This is a genomic window from Burkholderia latens (assembly GCF_902499045.1).
Taxonomy (GTDB): domain Bacteria; phylum Pseudomonadota; class Gammaproteobacteria; order Burkholderiales; family Burkholderiaceae; genus Burkholderia; species Burkholderia latens.
The window spans coordinates 1-15,977 of record NZ_CABVPL010000007.1; the positions used below are offsets into that span (position 1 = coordinate 1).

Annotated in this window: 14 protein-coding genes; 2 read left to right on the plus strand and 12 right to left on the minus strand. The window is 68.5% G+C overall.

The genetic code is table 11. The features are described from left to right. The 5 genes from fhuB to BSE24067_RS07140 form a co-directional block, all read right to left on the minus strand. A partial coding sequence (gene fhuB, locus BSE24067_RS07120; RefSeq protein WP_174904720.1) for a Fe(3+)-hydroxamate ABC transporter permease FhuB occupies positions 1 to 1,827 on the minus strand: 1,827 nt, incomplete at its 3' end. Next, positions 1,824 to 2,699 carry an ABC transporter ATP-binding protein gene (locus BSE24067_RS07125; RefSeq protein WP_151063508.1) on the minus strand — a complete coding sequence of 292 codons (876 nt, stop codon included), beginning with the start codon at positions 2,697 to 2,699 and terminating at the stop codon, positions 1,824 to 1,826. The genes BSE24067_RS07125 and fhuB, both read right to left, overlap by 4 nt. Continuing rightward, entirely contained in the window at positions 2,689 to 3,708 is a 1,020-nt protein-coding gene (locus tag BSE24067_RS07130; protein WP_151063509.1) for a TauD/TfdA family dioxygenase, read from the minus strand. The genes BSE24067_RS07125 and BSE24067_RS07130 overlap by 11 nt, the downstream gene beginning before the upstream one ends. 45 nt (positions 3,709 to 3,753) lie before the next feature. Further along, positions 3,754 to 3,993, minus strand: a complete 240-nt coding sequence (locus BSE24067_RS07135; protein ID WP_040144164.1) for an MbtH family protein — start codon at positions 3,991 to 3,993, stop codon at positions 3,754 to 3,756. A gap of 95 nt (positions 3,994 to 4,088) precedes the next feature. Further along, positions 4,089 to 4,757 carry an RNA polymerase factor sigma-70 gene (locus tag BSE24067_RS07140; protein ID WP_151063510.1) on the minus strand — a complete coding sequence of 223 codons (669 nt, stop codon included), beginning with the start codon at positions 4,755 to 4,757 and terminating at the stop codon, positions 4,089 to 4,091. A 406-nt stretch (positions 4,758 to 5,163) separates the two neighbouring features. Between BSE24067_RS07140 and BSE24067_RS07145 the strand changes: the two genes are divergently transcribed. Both BSE24067_RS07145 and BSE24067_RS07150 read left to right on the plus strand, forming a co-directional pair. Beyond that, positions 5,164 to 5,367, plus strand: coding sequence for a hypothetical protein (locus BSE24067_RS07145; RefSeq protein ID WP_151063511.1), 204 nt, complete (start codon positions 5,164 to 5,166; stop codon positions 5,365 to 5,367). 49 nt (positions 5,368 to 5,416) lie between these two features. Next, a complete protein-coding gene (locus BSE24067_RS07150; protein ID WP_167432643.1) occupies positions 5,417 to 5,557 on the plus strand; it encodes an HHHH-motif protein in 141 nt (46 codons plus the stop codon). A 69-nt stretch (positions 5,558 to 5,626) separates the two neighbouring features. On the opposite strand, the gene BSE24067_RS07155 is transcribed toward BSE24067_RS07150, so the two are convergent. The 7 genes from BSE24067_RS07155 to BSE24067_RS07185 all read right to left on the minus strand — a co-directional run bounded on the left by BSE24067_RS07155 (position 5,627) and on the right by BSE24067_RS07185 (position 15,960). Next, positions 5,627 to 6,649 carry a fimbrial protein gene (locus tag BSE24067_RS07155; protein ID WP_151063512.1) on the minus strand — a complete coding sequence of 341 codons (1,023 nt, stop codon included), beginning with the start codon at positions 6,647 to 6,649 and terminating at the stop codon, positions 5,627 to 5,629. Beyond that, positions 6,646 to 7,392, minus strand: a complete 747-nt coding sequence (locus BSE24067_RS07160; RefSeq protein WP_151063513.1) for a fimbrial biogenesis chaperone — start codon at positions 7,390 to 7,392, stop codon at positions 6,646 to 6,648. Before BSE24067_RS07160 ends, BSE24067_RS07155 begins: the two co-directional genes overlap by 4 nt. 16 nt (positions 7,393 to 7,408) lie before the next feature. Continuing rightward, positions 7,409 to 9,895, minus strand: a complete 2,487-nt coding sequence (locus BSE24067_RS07165) for a fimbria/pilus outer membrane usher protein (RefSeq protein ID WP_477021215.1) — start codon at positions 9,893 to 9,895, stop codon at positions 7,409 to 7,411. 86 nt (positions 9,896 to 9,981) lie between these two features. Further along, complete coding sequence (locus tag BSE24067_RS07170; RefSeq protein WP_151063515.1) at positions 9,982 to 10,494, minus strand: fimbrial protein; 513 nt, start codon at positions 10,492 to 10,494, stop codon at positions 9,982 to 9,984. Between the two features lie 537 nt (positions 10,495 to 11,031). Next, a complete protein-coding gene (locus tag BSE24067_RS07175) occupies positions 11,032 to 11,346 on the minus strand; it encodes a hypothetical protein (RefSeq protein ID WP_151063516.1) in 315 nt (104 codons plus the stop codon). Positions 11,347 to 11,350: 4 nt separating this feature from the next. Next, entirely contained in the window at positions 11,351 to 12,823 is a 1,473-nt protein-coding gene (locus BSE24067_RS07180) for an efflux transporter outer membrane subunit (protein ID WP_151063584.1), read from the minus strand. Further along, on the minus strand, positions 12,823 to 15,960 hold the full coding sequence (locus tag BSE24067_RS07185) for a multidrug efflux RND transporter permease subunit (RefSeq protein WP_151063517.1): 3,138 nt from the start codon (positions 15,958 to 15,960) through the stop codon (positions 12,823 to 12,825). The genes BSE24067_RS07180 and BSE24067_RS07185 overlap by 1 nt, the downstream gene beginning before the upstream one ends. Positions 15,961 to 15,977: the final 17 nt, after the last annotated feature.

Genomic DNA, 15,977 nt, shown 5'->3' on the forward strand with positions numbered 1-15,977 from the left:
CGCGACGGCCGCGCACGCGGCGAGCGTCGCGATCGTCAGCGCGAGCGGCCGCAGCGCGGCGACCGGCAGGCCGAGCGCGGCCGCCTGGTCGTCGCCGAGCGCGAGCATGTCGAGCGGCCGCGCGAGCCACGCGAATACGGGCACCGCAAGCACGCACCACGGCACGAGCATCGACACCTCGCCCCAGCTGCGGCCGTACGTGCCGCCGACGAGCCACACGACGAAGCGCGCGGGCTGCACGCTTTCCTGCGTGATCAGCCACTGCGCGAGCGTGGTCCACAGCGCACCGATCACGATGCCGGTCAGCGCGACCGCGAGCGGCGCATAGCGATGCCGGTGATTCAGCGCGAGCGTGATCGCGAGCGACAGGCCGCCGCCGATCAACGCGGCGGCGGCGAGCGTCACCGAACCCATCAGCGGCCACGTCGACAACGCGAACAGCGTGACGAGCCCCGCGCCCTGCGTGACGCCGAGCACTTCGGGGCCCGCGAGCGGATTGCGCACGACGCTTTGCATCGCGACGCCGCTCACGGCCAGCAGCGCGCCGGCGAGCAGCGCGCACAGCAGCCGCGGCATGCGCAGATCGATCAGCATCCGCGCAAGCGCGTCGTGGCCCGACAGCGCAGCGGACCAGCGCGCGGGCGACAGCCATTCGGGGCCGGCGGATACGCCGACGAACACCGCGAGCACGCCGGCCGCGACGAACAGCGCGGTGCGCAGCGGCCAGCCGAGCCGTTCGAGCCAGCCGACGATCCGCGTCGAGCCGCTGCCGGCCGCGCGTTCGGCCTGCGCGTGCAGCACACCCGACCACGCGGCGCCGCGCCGGATCATCGCGAGCATCAGCGGCGTGCCGACCAGCGCGATCGCGACGCCGGTCGACAGCGTCGCGTCGAGGCCCGATGCGAGCACCGCGCTGTCGGTGACGAGCACGAGCGCGCCGCCGGTGAGCGCCGACAGCGGCACCAGCACGCCGAGCCGCGCCGCGCGCGCGCCGCGCACCTGGCGCAGCAGGTTCGGCGCGACGAGGCCGACATACGACAGCGGGCCGGCGATGCTGACGGCCACGCTCGTGAACGCGACCGCGACGATCGTCGCGGCGAGCCGCGTCGCGTCGACGCGCACGCCGGCCGCGGCTGCCGCATCGTCGCCGAGCGCGAGCGGATTCAGCGGCCGGATCACGAACGGCAACGCGACGAGCGGCACGACGAGCCAGCGCGCGGCGAGCGCGAGCCCGGTCGCGCCCGGTTGATAGAGACTGCCGTTGGTCCACAGCGCGGCGCCCGCGATGTTCTGCTCGAAGAACGCGAGCACGAGCGTCGACAGCGCCGCGAACAAGAGCATGCACACGCTGCCCGCGAGCACGAGCCGCAGCGGCGTCGCGCGCCAGCCGCCGGCCGCGGCGATCGCGAGCGCGGCGGCGATCAGCCCGCACACGAACAGCAGCGGCACCGACGCGACGCCGGCGAGCGCCGGCACCAGCATCGCCGCGAGCAGGCCGAGCTGCGCGCCGCCCGTCACGCCGAGCAGATCGGGCGACGCGAGCGGATTGCGCGTGAGCGACTGGAACAGCGCGCCGGCGATCCCGAGGCAGCCGCCCGCGACGAGCGCGGCCGCGACGCGCGGCAAGTTCAGGTCGAACAGGAACACACCGGCGAGCGCGGCGGCGTCGCTGCCCGGCGCCGCGTTCCACCATACGCGCAGATCAGGTGCGACGCGCAACACCGCCAGCACGGCGATCAGCACGAGCGCGATCGCACCGGCGCGGCGGCCGGCGACGGTACGCTGCCCGCCCGACGCGAGCCGCTTGCGCATCGCGAACGTCGTCATACGGCGATGTCCCGGCCGATCGCGCGCTCGAATGCGTGCGCGGCGCCCGCTGCCCGCGAACCCGGCTCCGGCGAGCGCGGCGGCCCATAAGCCGGCACGCACATCGGCGCACCCGTCTGCGGATGCGCGAGCTTCAGCATGTCGACGCCGAACGCCGCGCGCAGCTGTGCGGGCTCCAGCATCGCGTCGGGCGAGCCTTGCGCGACGACGCGCCCCGCGCGCATCAACACGATGTCGTCGCTGTACGCGGCTGCCTGGTTCAGGTCGTGCAATACCCAGACGATCGTCAGCCCGCGCGTGCGGTTCAGCGCACGCAGCGCATCGAGGATGTCGAGCTGGTGATGGATGTCGAGATAGGTCGTCGGCTCGTCGAGCAGCACGATCGGCGCCTGCTGAGCGAGCGCCATCGCGATCCACGCGCGCTGCCGCTCGCCGCCCGACAGTGCGCCGACGTCGCGCCCGGCGTCCGCCGCGAGCCCGCTCGTGTCGAGCGCCTCGTCGACCGCCGCATGATCGGCGCGGGACAGACCGCGCAGGAAGCCGCCATACGCATAGCGTCCGTACGCGACGAGTTCGCGCACGGTCAGCCCCGACGGAATCTGGTTGAACTGCGCGAGCATCGTCAGCTCGCGCGCGAGCGCGCGACGGCGAAACGACGCGAGCGGCCTGCCGTTCACGTCGATATGGCCCGCACGCGCGGGCTGCAGGCCCGCGAGCGTGCGCAGCAGCGTGCTCTTGCCGCAGCCGTTCGGGCCGCACAGCGCCGTCACGCGGCCGGCCGCGATCGACAGGTCGAGCCCGTCGATCACGACATGGTCGCGATAACCCACCGTCAACCCGCGCGCGGCAAGCGCGGCGGTACTACGCGTCATCGGTCCTCCGTTCGGCCGCGCGCGGCGCCGTGTAACTCTGCGCCATCGCGACGACCACCTTGCGCGGCCCTTCGAACGGGTCGCGCGCATGCGCGGTCAGCATGTTGTCGAGCATCAGCACGTCGCCCGTCTGCCACGGGAACACGATCCGCTGGCGGTCGAGCACGCCGCGGATCTCCGCGAGAGCGTCGGCCTCGAGCGGCGCGCCGTCGCCGTAATAGACGTTGCGCGGCACGTTCTCGAGCCCGACCGCGTCGACGAGCGCGTCCTGCATGTCCTCGTCGAGCGCGGACAGGTGGAACAGGTTCGCCTGGTTGAACCACACGCGCTCGCCCGTGCGCGGATGGCGCGCGACGGCCTGGCAGCGTTCGCGCGTGCGCAGCAGCAGCTCGCCGTCGTCGCCGGTACGCCACGTGCATTCGATCCCGCGCGCCGCGCACATCCGCTCGACCTCGGCCGGCTCGTCGGTGCCGAACGACTGTTGCCAAGGCAGGTCGAGCCCCTGGCCGAAATTGCGCACGTACAGCAGCTCGCGCTGCTCGAAGCGTGCGACGAGCGCCGGATCGAGCGCGCGATGGACGGCGCGGCTGTCCGCGATCGGCGTCGCGCCGCCCTTCGGCGCCGCGAGCGCGCAGTGGAACCAGATCCGCAGCGGCCATTCGCGCGTGTACGACTGCTCGTTGTGCAGCGGAATCGCGCGATGCGGCGGGTATTCGGTCGACGTGTAGACCGCGCCTTCGACCTGGCTGCGCGGCGTCGATGCGTATTCATAGCCGATCAGCGGATCGCCGAACGATGCCGCGAACTGTTGGAATGCATCGATCGACGGCACGTGAAAGCCCGTAAACAGCACGCCGCCCGCGCGCTCGAGCGTGTCGGCCGCGATCGCATGCGCGAGCGGTGCGACCTCGTCGATCGACATCCCGTCGGCGCTGCGCGGCGACACGACGGTGGGCAGTCCCGGCTCGATACGCAAGTCGTCGAGCGTCGGCAACGAAAGCAGGGTCATGCAACGTCCTCTTCAGTTGGCGCGCCGCAGCCGCGGCGCAGCGGGTCACGACGCGCGGGAAGCGCGCTCGCCGTCCATCGCACGGCGCAGGCTCGCGGGTCGCATGTCGGTCCAGACCGTCTCGATGTGCGCGAGGCAGTCGGCCTTCGGGCCGCTCACGCCGACTTCGCGCCAGCCGGCCGGCACGGGCCGGAACGTCGGCCAGATCGAATACTGTTCTTCGTCGTTGATGACGACCGTGTAGACGATGTCGTCGGTATCGGAAGGCGTCGTGGCTTGCGTCATGATCGAAAAAAACGGGAGGCGGTTGAAGGGAGGCGAAGCGGCGAACCGTCGAATGGGCCGCTCCTGCCTGATAGACGATTGGCCGGCGCGATTTTTTACCGGCGCCGCGCGCGGCCGCCGAGAAACACCGGGCACGCGACGCCGCGCTGGCACGCGTCGAGACATTCCGCGCAGTGCCGCTCCGCGTCGCGCACCATGAAGTGCACGAGCGTCTGCGACACGTTCAGCGCACGCGCCGCGGTCTGCAGCGTCTCCTCGCGCAGCCGCACCATCTCGAACGCCGCGCGGCTGCGCGCCGGCAGATCGTCGAGCGCGGCCCACACGCGGCGCAGCGTGTCGCGCGTCATCAGCGCGGCCTCGGGGGTCGGCTCCGGCGACGGCACGTCGAAGCCGTCGTCCTCTTCGGTGTGATAGATGCTTTCGAGGCTTTGCCGCCGGCACGCGTCGATCGACGCGTTGCGCACCATCCGCGTCACGTACGCGACCGGCTGGCGCACCGCGTCCTGGTTCGGGAATTCGACGAGCTTCACGAACACGTCGTGCACGACGTCCTCGGCGCGGCTCGCGCAGCCGACGAAGCCGCGCGCGACGTTCACCAGCATCGCGCGATGGGCGATCAGCACGTCGAGCAGCGCGCCCTGCGCGTGCGATTCCACGGCACGACGCGCACGCCGCGCGGGGCGCGACGGCCGGTCCGGACAACCGCCGAGGAACGGGTTCGCCGGTGCCGCTGCCGGTCGTTCGAGCACTTCCGCCATTGCCATCGATCTGCTCCGTCCAATTCCGAGATAGCGCAATTTAACGTAAACGCAAATCATTCTCAATCCGATTACCGGAAACCCCTTCGAGTTATCCGGATTTGTCTGATCAATCGGCGGAAGCAGTGTTTCGACGGACGTTGCCGCGACGCGGGATCGGTGGCGGGTGGAAAAGCTTTCCGCATGAAAGGAAGCTCTCGTGGAGCTCGCGCGTGTGGATGTTCATGTCCGGAACCCCACCCGACATGGCATACAGCGGATTCGCTCTGTGCTGTTGGCGTGCACGGCGGAGGCACAACCTTTCATCCACCCGACGAAACGCATACGTCCGTCATTTGCCGTAGCAACTTCTTACTACGTGAAATTTTGGGGGCTCGTACGATCGCCTTGCCGTTTCCGACGAGAGAACGACATGCAGTCCATCGTGTCATCCGCGGCGATGGCCGGCGCGCTGTCGAGCGTGATGCTCGCCGGCAGTGCGGCCTGCCGCGGCGCTGCTGAAGTCACGATGGGCTGGCATGGCGATCGCTACCGGGACGGACATCGCAACCGGGAGCGCCACGACTGGGAAGCGCGGCATCCGCGCGGTCGTGACGATCAGCGCCCGCAGTGGTGATGGCGCCCGTTCCCGTAAACCAACCGACACTGAACGACAGGATCTCGACATGAAGACGCTACTGAAAACCCTGACCGCCGCCGCCGTTGCCGCCGCCGTGCTCGTACCGGCCATCGCCGAAGCGCACCCGCACCGCGTGTGTCACTTCGAGCATCATCACCATCACAAGGTATGCCGCTGGGTGCGTTGAGCCCCGCGCGACACCTTGGAACAAACGCCGGCATGCCGGCGTTTTTTTCGTCGAACGCCGACGCGCACGTCAGTAGATGAACAGCCGGATCGTTGCGGTCGCATCGAAGCGTCCGATCTTCGGCGGGCCGAACGACTTCAGCACCGCGTCCATCAACACGCTTTGATTCATCACGTTCGACGGCAACTGCGTGAGCGTGAACTGCTGGTTGAACGGGATCGCGTTGCCCTGGCTGTCCTCGATGCCGATCCCGAAATTGCTGTCCTTCGCCGGCACCAGCAAGCCGTTCTGCACCGGAAAGCTCGTTTCGAAATAACCGTCGACCCGCACCGCGACGCTGCATTTCTTCGTCAACGACAACGAGAACCGCTTGCGCGGCACCGCCGGCATGAAGCCGTTGCCCGCGGCCTGCACCTGCCCGAAGTTCACGATGCCGGGTTCGGGCGTCACGAGCACGTCGACGAAACATGGCGTCGGCTTCAAATTGCGCAGGCCGCTCAGCCGGTACTGGAAACTCGGGCTGTACGCATTCAGCCCGAACTCGCCGTCGAACTGGAACACGGTATAGATGTCGCTCGGCGGCTGGACCCAGTTGCCCTTCTTGCGCACGACGACCTGGTAGTCGATGCTGATCCGCGTCTGCTGACAGCGGCCGCGATCGAAGTCGTACCGGCTGCACGGCGGGACCGCATAGCCGGTGAACACGCCGCCGCCGCGATTGCTGGTCTTGTCGAAATAGTCGATGCCCTTGTAGCGGATGCCGATCTCGAGCCCCCAGGCGGCCGGATTCGTGCGATTCGGGTTCGCGTAGAAATAAATGTTGTCGACGACTTTCAGGCTGCCCGCGTCGCCAAGATCCTTGTAGCAATATCCGGACGTCGTGCGCACCGGCGACACCCAGATCACGTAGCCGTCCGGCGCGTCGGTCGGATACGACGCCACGCCGCCGATCGGCTCGGTCAGCGACGTCGCGCCGCTGTTCGTCAGGCAGCGCAGCGCCCACGCGGGCTGCGCCGACGCGATCAGCAACGCGAGCATGAGCCACCGCAGCCACGCGGCCGGCGACCGCCGTTCGTGCATGGCCGTGCTCATTGCTTCACGCTCTTGCACATGCCCGCGTCGCACGCATACTCGACCGACACCTGGCCGCCGTAATCGTCGATGTGCGTGACGAACAGCGTCGACGGCGTCGCGGCGTTGAACGGCACGTCGGCCGTGCTCATCGGGCTCACCATCACCGGGTCGATCGGGATCCGCGCTTTCTGCGCGCCCGCCGCCACGTCGACCACCGTCACGTGGTACGGCGTCGGGTTGTCGAACACGAGCCGGTGCGCGGCCGCGTCGACGCGCAGCGTCATCGGCAGCGTCCAGTCCTCGTCGCGCGCCGGCTGCACGCCCTTCGGCCGATAGAACAACTTCATCTGCGTATGCAGCGCGATCTGCAGCGTGTTCGGCGTATCGGTCTTCGGCGGCACTTCGCGGATGTTCAGGTAGAACACCGATTCGCGATCGGCCGGCAGCGCGGCGCCGGGCAGCTTCGCGATGCGCAGCACGTTGCGCTCGTTCGCCTCGATGCGCTGCAGCGGCGGCACGACCATCAGCGGCGACGCGATCTTGTTGCCGTGCGTGTCCTCGAGCCACGACTGCACGAGATACGGGTACGTCGTGCTCTTGTTCGTGATCGTGACGATCGCGGCCTGTTCGCCTTCGTTGAAGATCACGCGCGTGCGGTCCGGCACGATCGCCGCATGCGCGGCGCCGGCAAGCAATGCGCCCGCCGCGCTCAGCATGCACGACGCGCGCCGCAGGAAGGAAAGAGAGAAAACAGAGTTCATCGCTGGGTCCGTGAAATCATCGTTCGGTCTGACGCACCGCCGCATGCGGCTCGCCGGCGGGCTGGCACGCGACCGGAATCGGCGTGCCTTCGAGTTGAAGCTGGTTCGGCAAGGTATCCACCGTGCACAACGTGCGTTCGCCCGCGCGCACCGCGAGCGCGGATTTCGGCTGCACCTGCGTCAGGAACGCGGCGCCGCCCTCGCCGACGATGCCGAGCTCCTTGCCGTTCGCCGCGTCCTGCACCGATGCGCCGAACGGCAGCGGCTTGCCGTCCGCGTCGGTCAGCGTCAGGTACAGGTTGCTGCCGCGCGCGGCCGAGAACTTCGCGAAGCCGATCGCGCCGTCGGTCAGCACCATCCGCTGGATCGGGTTCGACACCTGCACTTCGAGCGGCAGCTTCTCGACGTTGACGGTCGCGTCGTACACGTTGTACGGCGAGATCCCGTCGAGGACCGCGTAGCCGCGCGAATCGGTATGCGTGAGCGTGCCGGACAGCGGCACGCCGGGCACGTCGTCGGTCGACACCAGCAGGCGCGTATCGCCCGCGTTGCCGTTCGCGTGCGCGGACACGCCGTACTGCGTCGCGACGAACGAGCCGTCGAGCTCGAGCGACGCCGCCGCATACGCGTTGGCGAGCGTCGATGCCTGCGCGGTCAGCTGATACGTCGACGTGCGCTGGCGGAAGCTCGCGTTCGCCGACGCGCGGCCGTCCGTCGCGCCCGCGTTGATCTGGTAGGTGCGGCCGGCCGGGTCGTCGTAGATGTAGCCCGCGTTCGCGCTCGTGCTGCCGTTGCCGGTCGTCAGGTTCGACGTGACCGTGTGGCGGCCGCCGATCGGCAGCGTCGCCGTCACCGAGAACTGGTTGCCGCTCGCGCCCGCGCTCTGCGTGCGGAATGCCGACAGGCTGACGTTCAGGTTGCGCAGTACGCCGAACGAGAACGCGCGCGTCAGCGTGAGGCCGACGCGCTGCTCCGATGCGCGCGCCCAGTAGGTCGTCTGGTCGTACGAGAAATAGGTCGACGTGTCGCCGAAGCGTTTCGACAGCGTCGCCGAGTAGCGCTGCTTGCTGTTCGCGAGTCCGTACGCGGTCGGGTCGCCCGAGAACTGCGCGAAGTTCGTGTACTCGCGCTCGGAGAAGCGATAGCCGAAAAAGCGCACGTCGGCGTCGAGCCCGTCGAAGTGCTTCGAATAGTTGATGCGGTACGAGTTGCCGTTGCGGGTCGCCCCGTTCCACCACAGCCGCGCGCGTGCGTGCGTGACGTCGGCCGACACCGCGCCGAACCTGCCGAAATCGCGGCCGACGCCGAGCGCGATCGACGTGTAGCCCGATGCGGCGATGAAGCCGCCGTACACCGTGACGTCGAACGGCAGCCCGTACGCCGCTTCGCCGAATCCGAAGAACGGCGTGATGCCGGCGCCGCCGAACTGCCGCGGCTTGCCGACGGCGGCCTTGTAGCGCAACTGCCCGGTGCGCGCGAGGAACGGCACCGCGGCCGTCGTCACCTGGAAGCGCTGCACGCTGCCGTCCTCTTCGTCGACCGTGACGTCGAGCGCGCCCTGCACGCTCGTGTTGATGTTCTGCAGCGCGAACGCGCCCGGCGACACGCGCGTCACGTACAGCACGCGGCCGGCCTGCGACACGGTCACGGTCGCGTTGGTCCGCGCGACGCCGGCGATCAGCGGCGCGTATCCGCGCAGCGACGGCGGCAGCATCCGGTCGTCGCTGCGGATCGACGCGCCCGTCAGCGCGAACGTGTCGAAGATGTCCGAGCTCAGGTAATCGTCGCCGAACGTCGCCGTCGACCGGATCGACGGCAGCGCGCGGAACGCGTAAAGCCGGCTGAAGCGGAACGTGCGGTCCGCATACGCGCTGCTGCCCGCGTTCGACTGCGCCTGGAAGTCGCCGCGAAATCGCCATGCGCTCCAGTTCGCGCCGATCGTGCCGTACGCCTGGATCGCGTTCGTCTGTTCGCCGGCCGCGCCGAAGCTGCGGTTCGTGTTCGCGATCACGCGATAGTCGAGCATCGCGCCCGGAATCCCGTCGGACCAGCGCTCCGGCGGCAGATACGTCGAATCGGTGAATTCGAGCGCGGCCTGCGGAATCGTGATCTTGAGCCGCCCGTCGCTCTTCAGGTAGCGCACGGTCGCGCCCTCGATCGCGCCGAGATCGACGCAGCGTCCGCCCTGCAAGCGCGGCAGGTCCTTCGCGAGCGACGGCTTCAGCCCGAACTGCGCGACGAGCTCGGGCGCGACGCACGGCTTGCCCGCGCCCGAGCCGTCGAGCGCGACGAACTGGATCGCGTGCAGTCCGTAGAACAGGTCGTTGACCTGCACGTCGAGCATGTACTCGCCGGGCAGCGTGAAGTCGGGCTGCGAAAACTGCGACAGGTCGACGTTGCTGCCGCCGCCGATGTCGAGGAACGACGAATTGAATTCCGTCGCATGGCTCTGGCTGCCGACGACCAGCACGGAGACGCAAAGGAAGGAATGTCTGATTCGCACGCGGCGCTACCGAATCCTGGGGGAAAAAGCGGAAAGGAAGGAGGAACGGAGAAAGGGTGCGCGCACCCCTTCTCCGGTACGGCCGCTTACTGGTAGCGGACCGTGAAGTTCGCGACGCCGTCGGCCGTACCCGGCGTCACGCCGGCTGCCGTCGCTTCGTACATCGCCGCGAAGCGTGCGATGTTCGTGCCGTTCTGCAGCACGGTCGGCGCCTTCTGCTCGGCGCCGTTGTCGAGGTATTCGCCCGACGCGGCCTGCAGGCGGATGCCGACGTTGGTTGCCGAGCCGATCGTCGCGAGCAGCTTCGGCTGGCCGGCGCTCGACGTGCCCGTGAACGTGAAGTACGCGTTCTGCGCGACGCTCGTGTCGCAGTCGGTCAGCTTGATGTCGAAGTTGGCCGGCGTGGACTTGTCGCCGGCCTGCTTGAACGTGTGCGTCGGCACCTTGCCGAGGTTCACGGTCTGGTTGACCGAGCCCGAATCGATGCCGCACGCGCCCGCGACGATCTCGCCCGTGAAGTTGATCGTGCCGGTGCCGGCCGCGAATGCCGACGTGGACAGGGCTGCAAGTGCGACAGCGGTCAGGAGGGATTTATTCATGACGTTTTCCGTGAGAATTGCAAAGGGAATGGACGACGTGGCGGATACAAAAGGCAGCGTGTGGTTGGCTCCCGTCCGTCACGAGGCGGCATTATCGAGATAGGGATGAAAGTTTTGTGTAAATCATTGTTAAATCCAACATGACAATGTTCGATTCAGCATTGCTCAAGTCGACCGCTTCTCCGCCATTCCGAATACCGACATTTTCCTCCGCAGTCCTTTTCTATTCCGCGGAACCAATTGAAATTCAAAGACATTTTCGCCTGAGTCCTTTCGTTACGCCGCTCCTCCTTGCCGGTAAAGGCTTTCCGCGATTGCCCATTCAAAATGCCAAAACACTGTCCCATTTCGCCATCGTTGCCATACCGCAACGAAAACATTTGGCGATTTTCAACTGACAGGAAATGAACCGACGATTTCCATCATTGACGATTTCGCGCGCAAACGATTGCGACGCACGAACAAACGTTTCACCGCGACATTGTGTCGCTGCATATTATTTACAAAGCGAGAATTAATCGATTCGTCAATTCAGGGTTAAAAAGCCGATATGATGCCGCGCGCGCCGGTGCATTCGCTGCACCGGCGCGACGACGCACACACCGCAATCCGGATGAAATCGAAAAGAAGAAAGTGCGGCACGATCAGCGCGCCGTGTGGCGACGCGTTCGGCCGCCGTGATGCGTGCCGGGCCGAAGGCAGTCCTTCGCCCGACAGCGAGAAGATACACGTACGTGACGACGATATGCGGACGCGCGCATCGTCGCCCTCCGCCGGCGTCCCAGCGGAACCGGCATCCATGGAACGCAGCGGCGGCGCATCGCAAGGCGCGACCGCCGCCAGCGCACTCAACGGCTCATGCAGCCGGCTCCGCCGCGTCGGCCAACGTCCACCCGCCGCCCAGCGCACGATACAGCGCGATCGCGTTCGCGAGCTTCAACTGCTTGAGCCGGATCAGCTCCTGCCCCGACTCGTACGTGCTGCGCTGCGCGTCGAGCAATTCGAGATACGTCGCGACGCCGCCCGCATAGCGGCGCTCGGCGAGCTTGAGCCGCGCGCCGTCGGCCGCGTACACGTCGTGTTGCGCCGCCAGCTGGCGCTCGATCCAGTCGCGCGCGGCGAAGGCGTCGGCCACTTCGCGGAACGCCGTCTGCACGGCCTTCTCGTATTCGGCGACCGCGATGTGCTTGCGCGCTTGCGCGACATCGAGGTTCGCGCGATTGCGGCCGCCCGCGAAGAGCGGCAGCGTGATGCGCGGCGCGAACGTCCACACGCTCGTGCCGCCCGCGAACAGGCTCGAGAACGCGTCGCTGACCGAGCCGTACTCGGTCGTCAGCGCGATGCGCGGGAAGAACGCCGCGCGCGCGGCGCCGATCTGCGCATTCGCGGCCTTGAGCCGCGCCTCGGCCTGCCGGATGTCGGGCCGCCGTTCGAGCAGCGCGCTCGGCGCACCGGACGCGACCGGCGCAATCGCGAGGGCGAGCGCATCGAGCGCGGCGCCGTCTGCCGGCACGGTCCGCGCGAAATCGCCGGCGAGCAATTGCAGCGCGCGCACCGACTGCGCGTGTTCGCGCTGCAGCGCGGCCTGCGACGCGCGGGCGGACGCAACCAGCATCTCGGCCGAGCGCAGCTCGATCGCGTCGGTCGTGCCCGCTGCATAGCGGCGCTGCGTGAGCGACGCGATGCGCTCGCGTGCGTCGAGCGTACGCTGCGCCAGCGCCAGTTGCTCGTGCAACGATCGTTCGGACACGTACGCCGCCGCGACTTCCGCGATCACGCCGATGCGTACCGTGCGCTGCGCGTCCGCCGTCGCGAAATACTCGGCGAGCGCCGCGTCCGACAGGTTGCGCACGCGGCCGAACAGGTCGAACTCGTACGCGCTGATGCCGACGCCCGCGCGATACAGCCCGCTCACCGCGCTCTCGCGCAGCACCGGGTCATACTGGCGCGCGCGCTCGTAGCCGAGGTTCGCGTCGACCGCCGGCATCAGGTCCGCGCGCTGCACGCCGTACAGCGCGCGCGCTTCGTCGAGCCGGCCGGCCGCGATCCGCAGGTCGCGATTGTTCGCGAGCGCCGCGTCGATCCACGCGCGCAGCGCCGGATCGGTGAAATACGCGCGCCAGTCGTCGAGCAGCGCGGCATCGGGCGCTGCAACGGCGGCTTCGGCGCCCTGCTCGGCTGGGCCATCGACGGGCGCATAACGCGCGGGCACCGGCGCCGCGGGCCGCTCGTAACGCGGCGCGAGCGAGCAGCCGGCGAGCGCGAACCCGAGCGCGGCGGCCAGCGCGAGCCGCACACCGCGCGCCGCGCGTGCATTCAACGCAAACATCATTGCGAACCCTCCATCGCCGCCGGCTGCGCCGCGCCGCGTCGGCGCGGGCCGACGTCGAACAGGCGGCCGACGATCACGAAAAACAGCGGGACGAGGAACACCGCGAGCACCGTCGCCGTGATGACGCCGCCGAGCACGCCGGTGCCGATCGCGCGCTGCGCGCCGGACGCCGCGCCCGACGCGAACGCGAGCGGCAGCACGCCGACGCCGAACGCGAGCGACGTCATCACGATCGGCCGCAGCCGCAGGCGCGCGGCCTCGAGCGCCGCGTCGACGAGCGACAGGCGCTGCGCGACCAGATCCTTCGCGACTTCGACGATCAGGATCGCGTTCTTCGCGGACAACCCGATCGTCGCGATCAGCCCGACCTTGAAATAGATGTCGTTCGGCATCGCACGCAATGTGACGCCGAGCACCGCGCCGATCACGCCGAGCGGGACGACCAGCATCACCGCGAACGGAATCGACCAGCTTTCGTACAGCGCGGCGAGCGCGAGGAACACGACGAGCACCGACAGCGCGAACAGCATCGGCGCCTGCGCGCCCGACAGCCGCTCCTCGAACGACTGCCCCGACCACGCATGACCGATGCCGGCCGGCAGCTTCGCGGCGAGCCGCTCGATCGCGCTCATCGCTTCGCCGCTGCTGTGCCCGGGCGCGGCCGAACCGTTGATCGTGAACGACGGATAGCCGTTGTAGCGCGTGAGCTGCGGCGGCCCGAGCGTCCAGTGCAGCGTCGCGAACGCGGCGAGCGGCACCATCTCGCCGCGCGCGTTGCGCACGCGCAGCTTCTTCACGTCGTCCGCGTCGAGCCGGTGCCGTCCGTCGGCCTGCACGATCACGCGGCGCACCTGCGTGCCGTGCATGAAGTCGCCGATATAGTCGGAGCCGAACATCACCGCGAGCGTCGTGTTGATCTCGTCCATCGACACGCCGAGTGCCGACGCCTTCGCGCGATCGATGTCGAGCTTCAGCTGCGGCGCGTCCTGCGTGCCCGCGAACATCACGTCGGTGAGCGCGGGATCCTTGCCGGCCGCCGCGAGCAGCCGGTCGCGCGCGGCGCTGAATGCCGCGTAGTCGAGTCCGCCGCGGTTCTGCAGCCGGAAGTCGAAACCGCTCGTCGAACCGAGATCGGGCAGCGCCGGCGCGTTCATCGCGAACACCGTGGTGTTCGGCGTGCCCGCGAAGCGCTCGTTGACCCGCGCGACGATCGCCTGCACGTGATCGCGTTCCGCCGTGCGCGCTCTCCAGTTCTTCAGCGTGACGAAAATCATCCCGCCGTTCGGCCCTTCGCCGTACAGATTGAAGCCGCCGAGCGCATACGTATAGGCGGTCGGCTCGTCGCGGCGGATCGCCGACTCGACGTCGCGCACGCTCTGCATCGTTTCGGCAAGCGGCGTGCCCTGCGGCCGGATCACCATCACCATGAAATTGCCCTGGTCCTCGTCGGGCAGGAACGCGGTCGGCAGCTGCGTGAGCATCAGCACTGCCGCCGCGGTCAGCGCACCGTACACGACGAGCCAGCGCAGCGGCTTCTTCAGCATCGCGCCGACGCGCGTCGCATAGCGTTGCGTCGAGCGCGCGACGAAGCGGTTGAACCAGCCGAAGAAGCCGCGCTTCTCGTGATGGTCGCCGGACACCGGCTTGAGCAGCGTCGCGCACAGCGCGGGCGTCAGCGACAGCGCGAGGAACGCCGAGAAGCCGATCGACACCGCGAGCGACAGCGCGAACTGCCGGTAGATGTTGCCCACCGCGCCGCCGAAGAACGCCATCGGCACGAACACCGACGTCAGCACGACCGTGATGCCGACGATCGCGCCGCTGATCTGCCGCATCGCCTTGACCGTCGCGTCGTACGGCGCGAGCCGCTCCTCGACCATCAGCCGCTCGACGTTCTCGACGACGACGATCGCATCGTCGACCAGGATGCCGATCGCGAGCACCATCCCGAACATCGTCAGCACGTTGATCGAGAACCCGGCCGCATACATCACGCCGAACGTGCCCGCGAGCGCGACCGGCACGACGAGCGTCGGGATCAGCGTCGCGCGCAAATTCTGCATGAACAGGAACATCACCAGGAACACCAGCACGCCGGCCTCGATCAGCGTCGTGACGACCTTGTTCATCGACACGCGCACGAACGACGACGTCTCGTACGGGATCTGGTATTTCACGCCCGGCGGGAAATACGCGGACAGCTCGTCCATCGTCGCGCGGATGCGCTGCTCGGTGGCCACCGCGTTCGAGCCCGGCGCGAGCTTGATGCCCATCCCGGTCGCGACCTTGCCGTTCACGTACGACGGATAGTTGTAATCGTTGCCGCCGAATTCGATGCGCGCGACGTCGCGCAGGTAAAGCGCCGAACCGTCGGGCTGCGTGCGCAGCGCGATCGCGCCGAACTCCGCCGGCGTCTTCAGCGGCGCATCGGCGAACACGGTCGCGGCGATCGGCGCGCTGTCCGGCACCGCGCTGCGGCCGATGTCGCCGATCGTCACGCGCGCGTTGTGCGCGCGCACGGCCGACGCGATGTCCGACGCGGTCAGGCCGTGCCCGGCCATCTTCACCGGGTCGGGCCAGATCCGCATCGCATATTCGGCGCCCCAGAACTGCACGCGGCCGACGCCGTCGACGCGGCGCAGCGCCTGCACGACGTTCGCCGACGCATATTCGCCGAGCTGCACGTCGGTCATCCGGCCGTCGTCGGACGTCAGCGACACGACGAGCTGGATGTTGTCGGCGGCCTTCTCGACCTGGATGCCGTCGCGCCGCACCGCCTCGGGTAGCCGCGCATCGACCGCCTTCAGCCGGTTCTGCACTTCGACGGCCGCGAGATCGGCGTTTACGCCCTGCCGGAACGTCAGGTACAGCGACGCGGCGCCGGCGCTGCTCGTCGCGGACGTGTACAACAGCCCCGGCGCGCCGTTCATTTCGCGCTCGATCAGCGCGGTCACCGATTCCTCGACGACCTGCGCGGACGCGCCCGGATACGTCGCGTAGATGCTGACGACGGGCGGCGCGATGTCCGGGTACTGCGCGACCGGCAGCGCGCGAATCGCGAACGCGCCGCCGAGCATCATGAAGAGTGCGATCACCCACGCGAAGACGGGGCGATCGATGAAGAAACGTGCCATGTTGGTCGATTGAACCG

Excerpts from the sequence above, each read along its gene's own strand:
- BSE24067_RS07170 (WP_151063515.1), bottom strand. The coding sequence starts at position 10,494 with ATGAATAAATCCCTCCTGACCGCTGTCGCACTTGCAGCCCTGTCCACG.
- BSE24067_RS07160 (WP_151063513.1), bottom strand. The coding sequence starts at position 7,392 with ATGAACTCTGTTTTCTCTCTTTCCTTCCTGCGGCGCGCGTCGTGCATG.
- BSE24067_RS07130 (WP_151063509.1), bottom strand. The coding sequence starts at position 3,708 with ATGACCCTGCTTTCGTTGCCGACGCTCGACGACTTGCGTATCGAGCCG.
- BSE24067_RS07150 (WP_167432643.1), top strand. The coding sequence starts at position 5,417 with ATGAAGACGCTACTGAAAACCCTGACCGCCGCCGCCGTTGCCGCCGCC.
- BSE24067_RS07155 (WP_151063512.1), bottom strand. The coding sequence starts at position 6,649 with ATGAGCACGGCCATGCACGAACGGCGGTCGCCGGCCGCGTGGCTGCGG.
- BSE24067_RS07145 (WP_151063511.1), top strand. The coding sequence starts at position 5,164 with ATGCAGTCCATCGTGTCATCCGCGGCGATGGCCGGCGCGCTGTCGAGC.
- BSE24067_RS07135 (WP_040144164.1), bottom strand. The coding sequence starts at position 3,993 with ATGACGCAAGCCACGACGCCTTCCGATACCGACGACATCGTCTACACG.
- BSE24067_RS07185 (WP_151063517.1), bottom strand. The coding sequence starts at position 15,960 with ATGGCACGTTTCTTCATCGATCGCCCCGTCTTCGCGTGGGTGATCGCA.
- BSE24067_RS07125 (WP_151063508.1), bottom strand. The coding sequence starts at position 2,699 with ATGACGCGTAGTACCGCCGCGCTTGCCGCGCGCGGGTTGACGGTGGGT.
- BSE24067_RS07140 (WP_151063510.1), bottom strand. The coding sequence starts at position 4,757 with ATGGCAATGGCGGAAGTGCTCGAACGACCGGCAGCGGCACCGGCGAAC.
- BSE24067_RS07180 (WP_151063584.1), bottom strand. The coding sequence starts at position 12,823 with ATGTTTGCGTTGAATGCACGCGCGGCGCGCGGTGTGCGGCTCGCGCTG.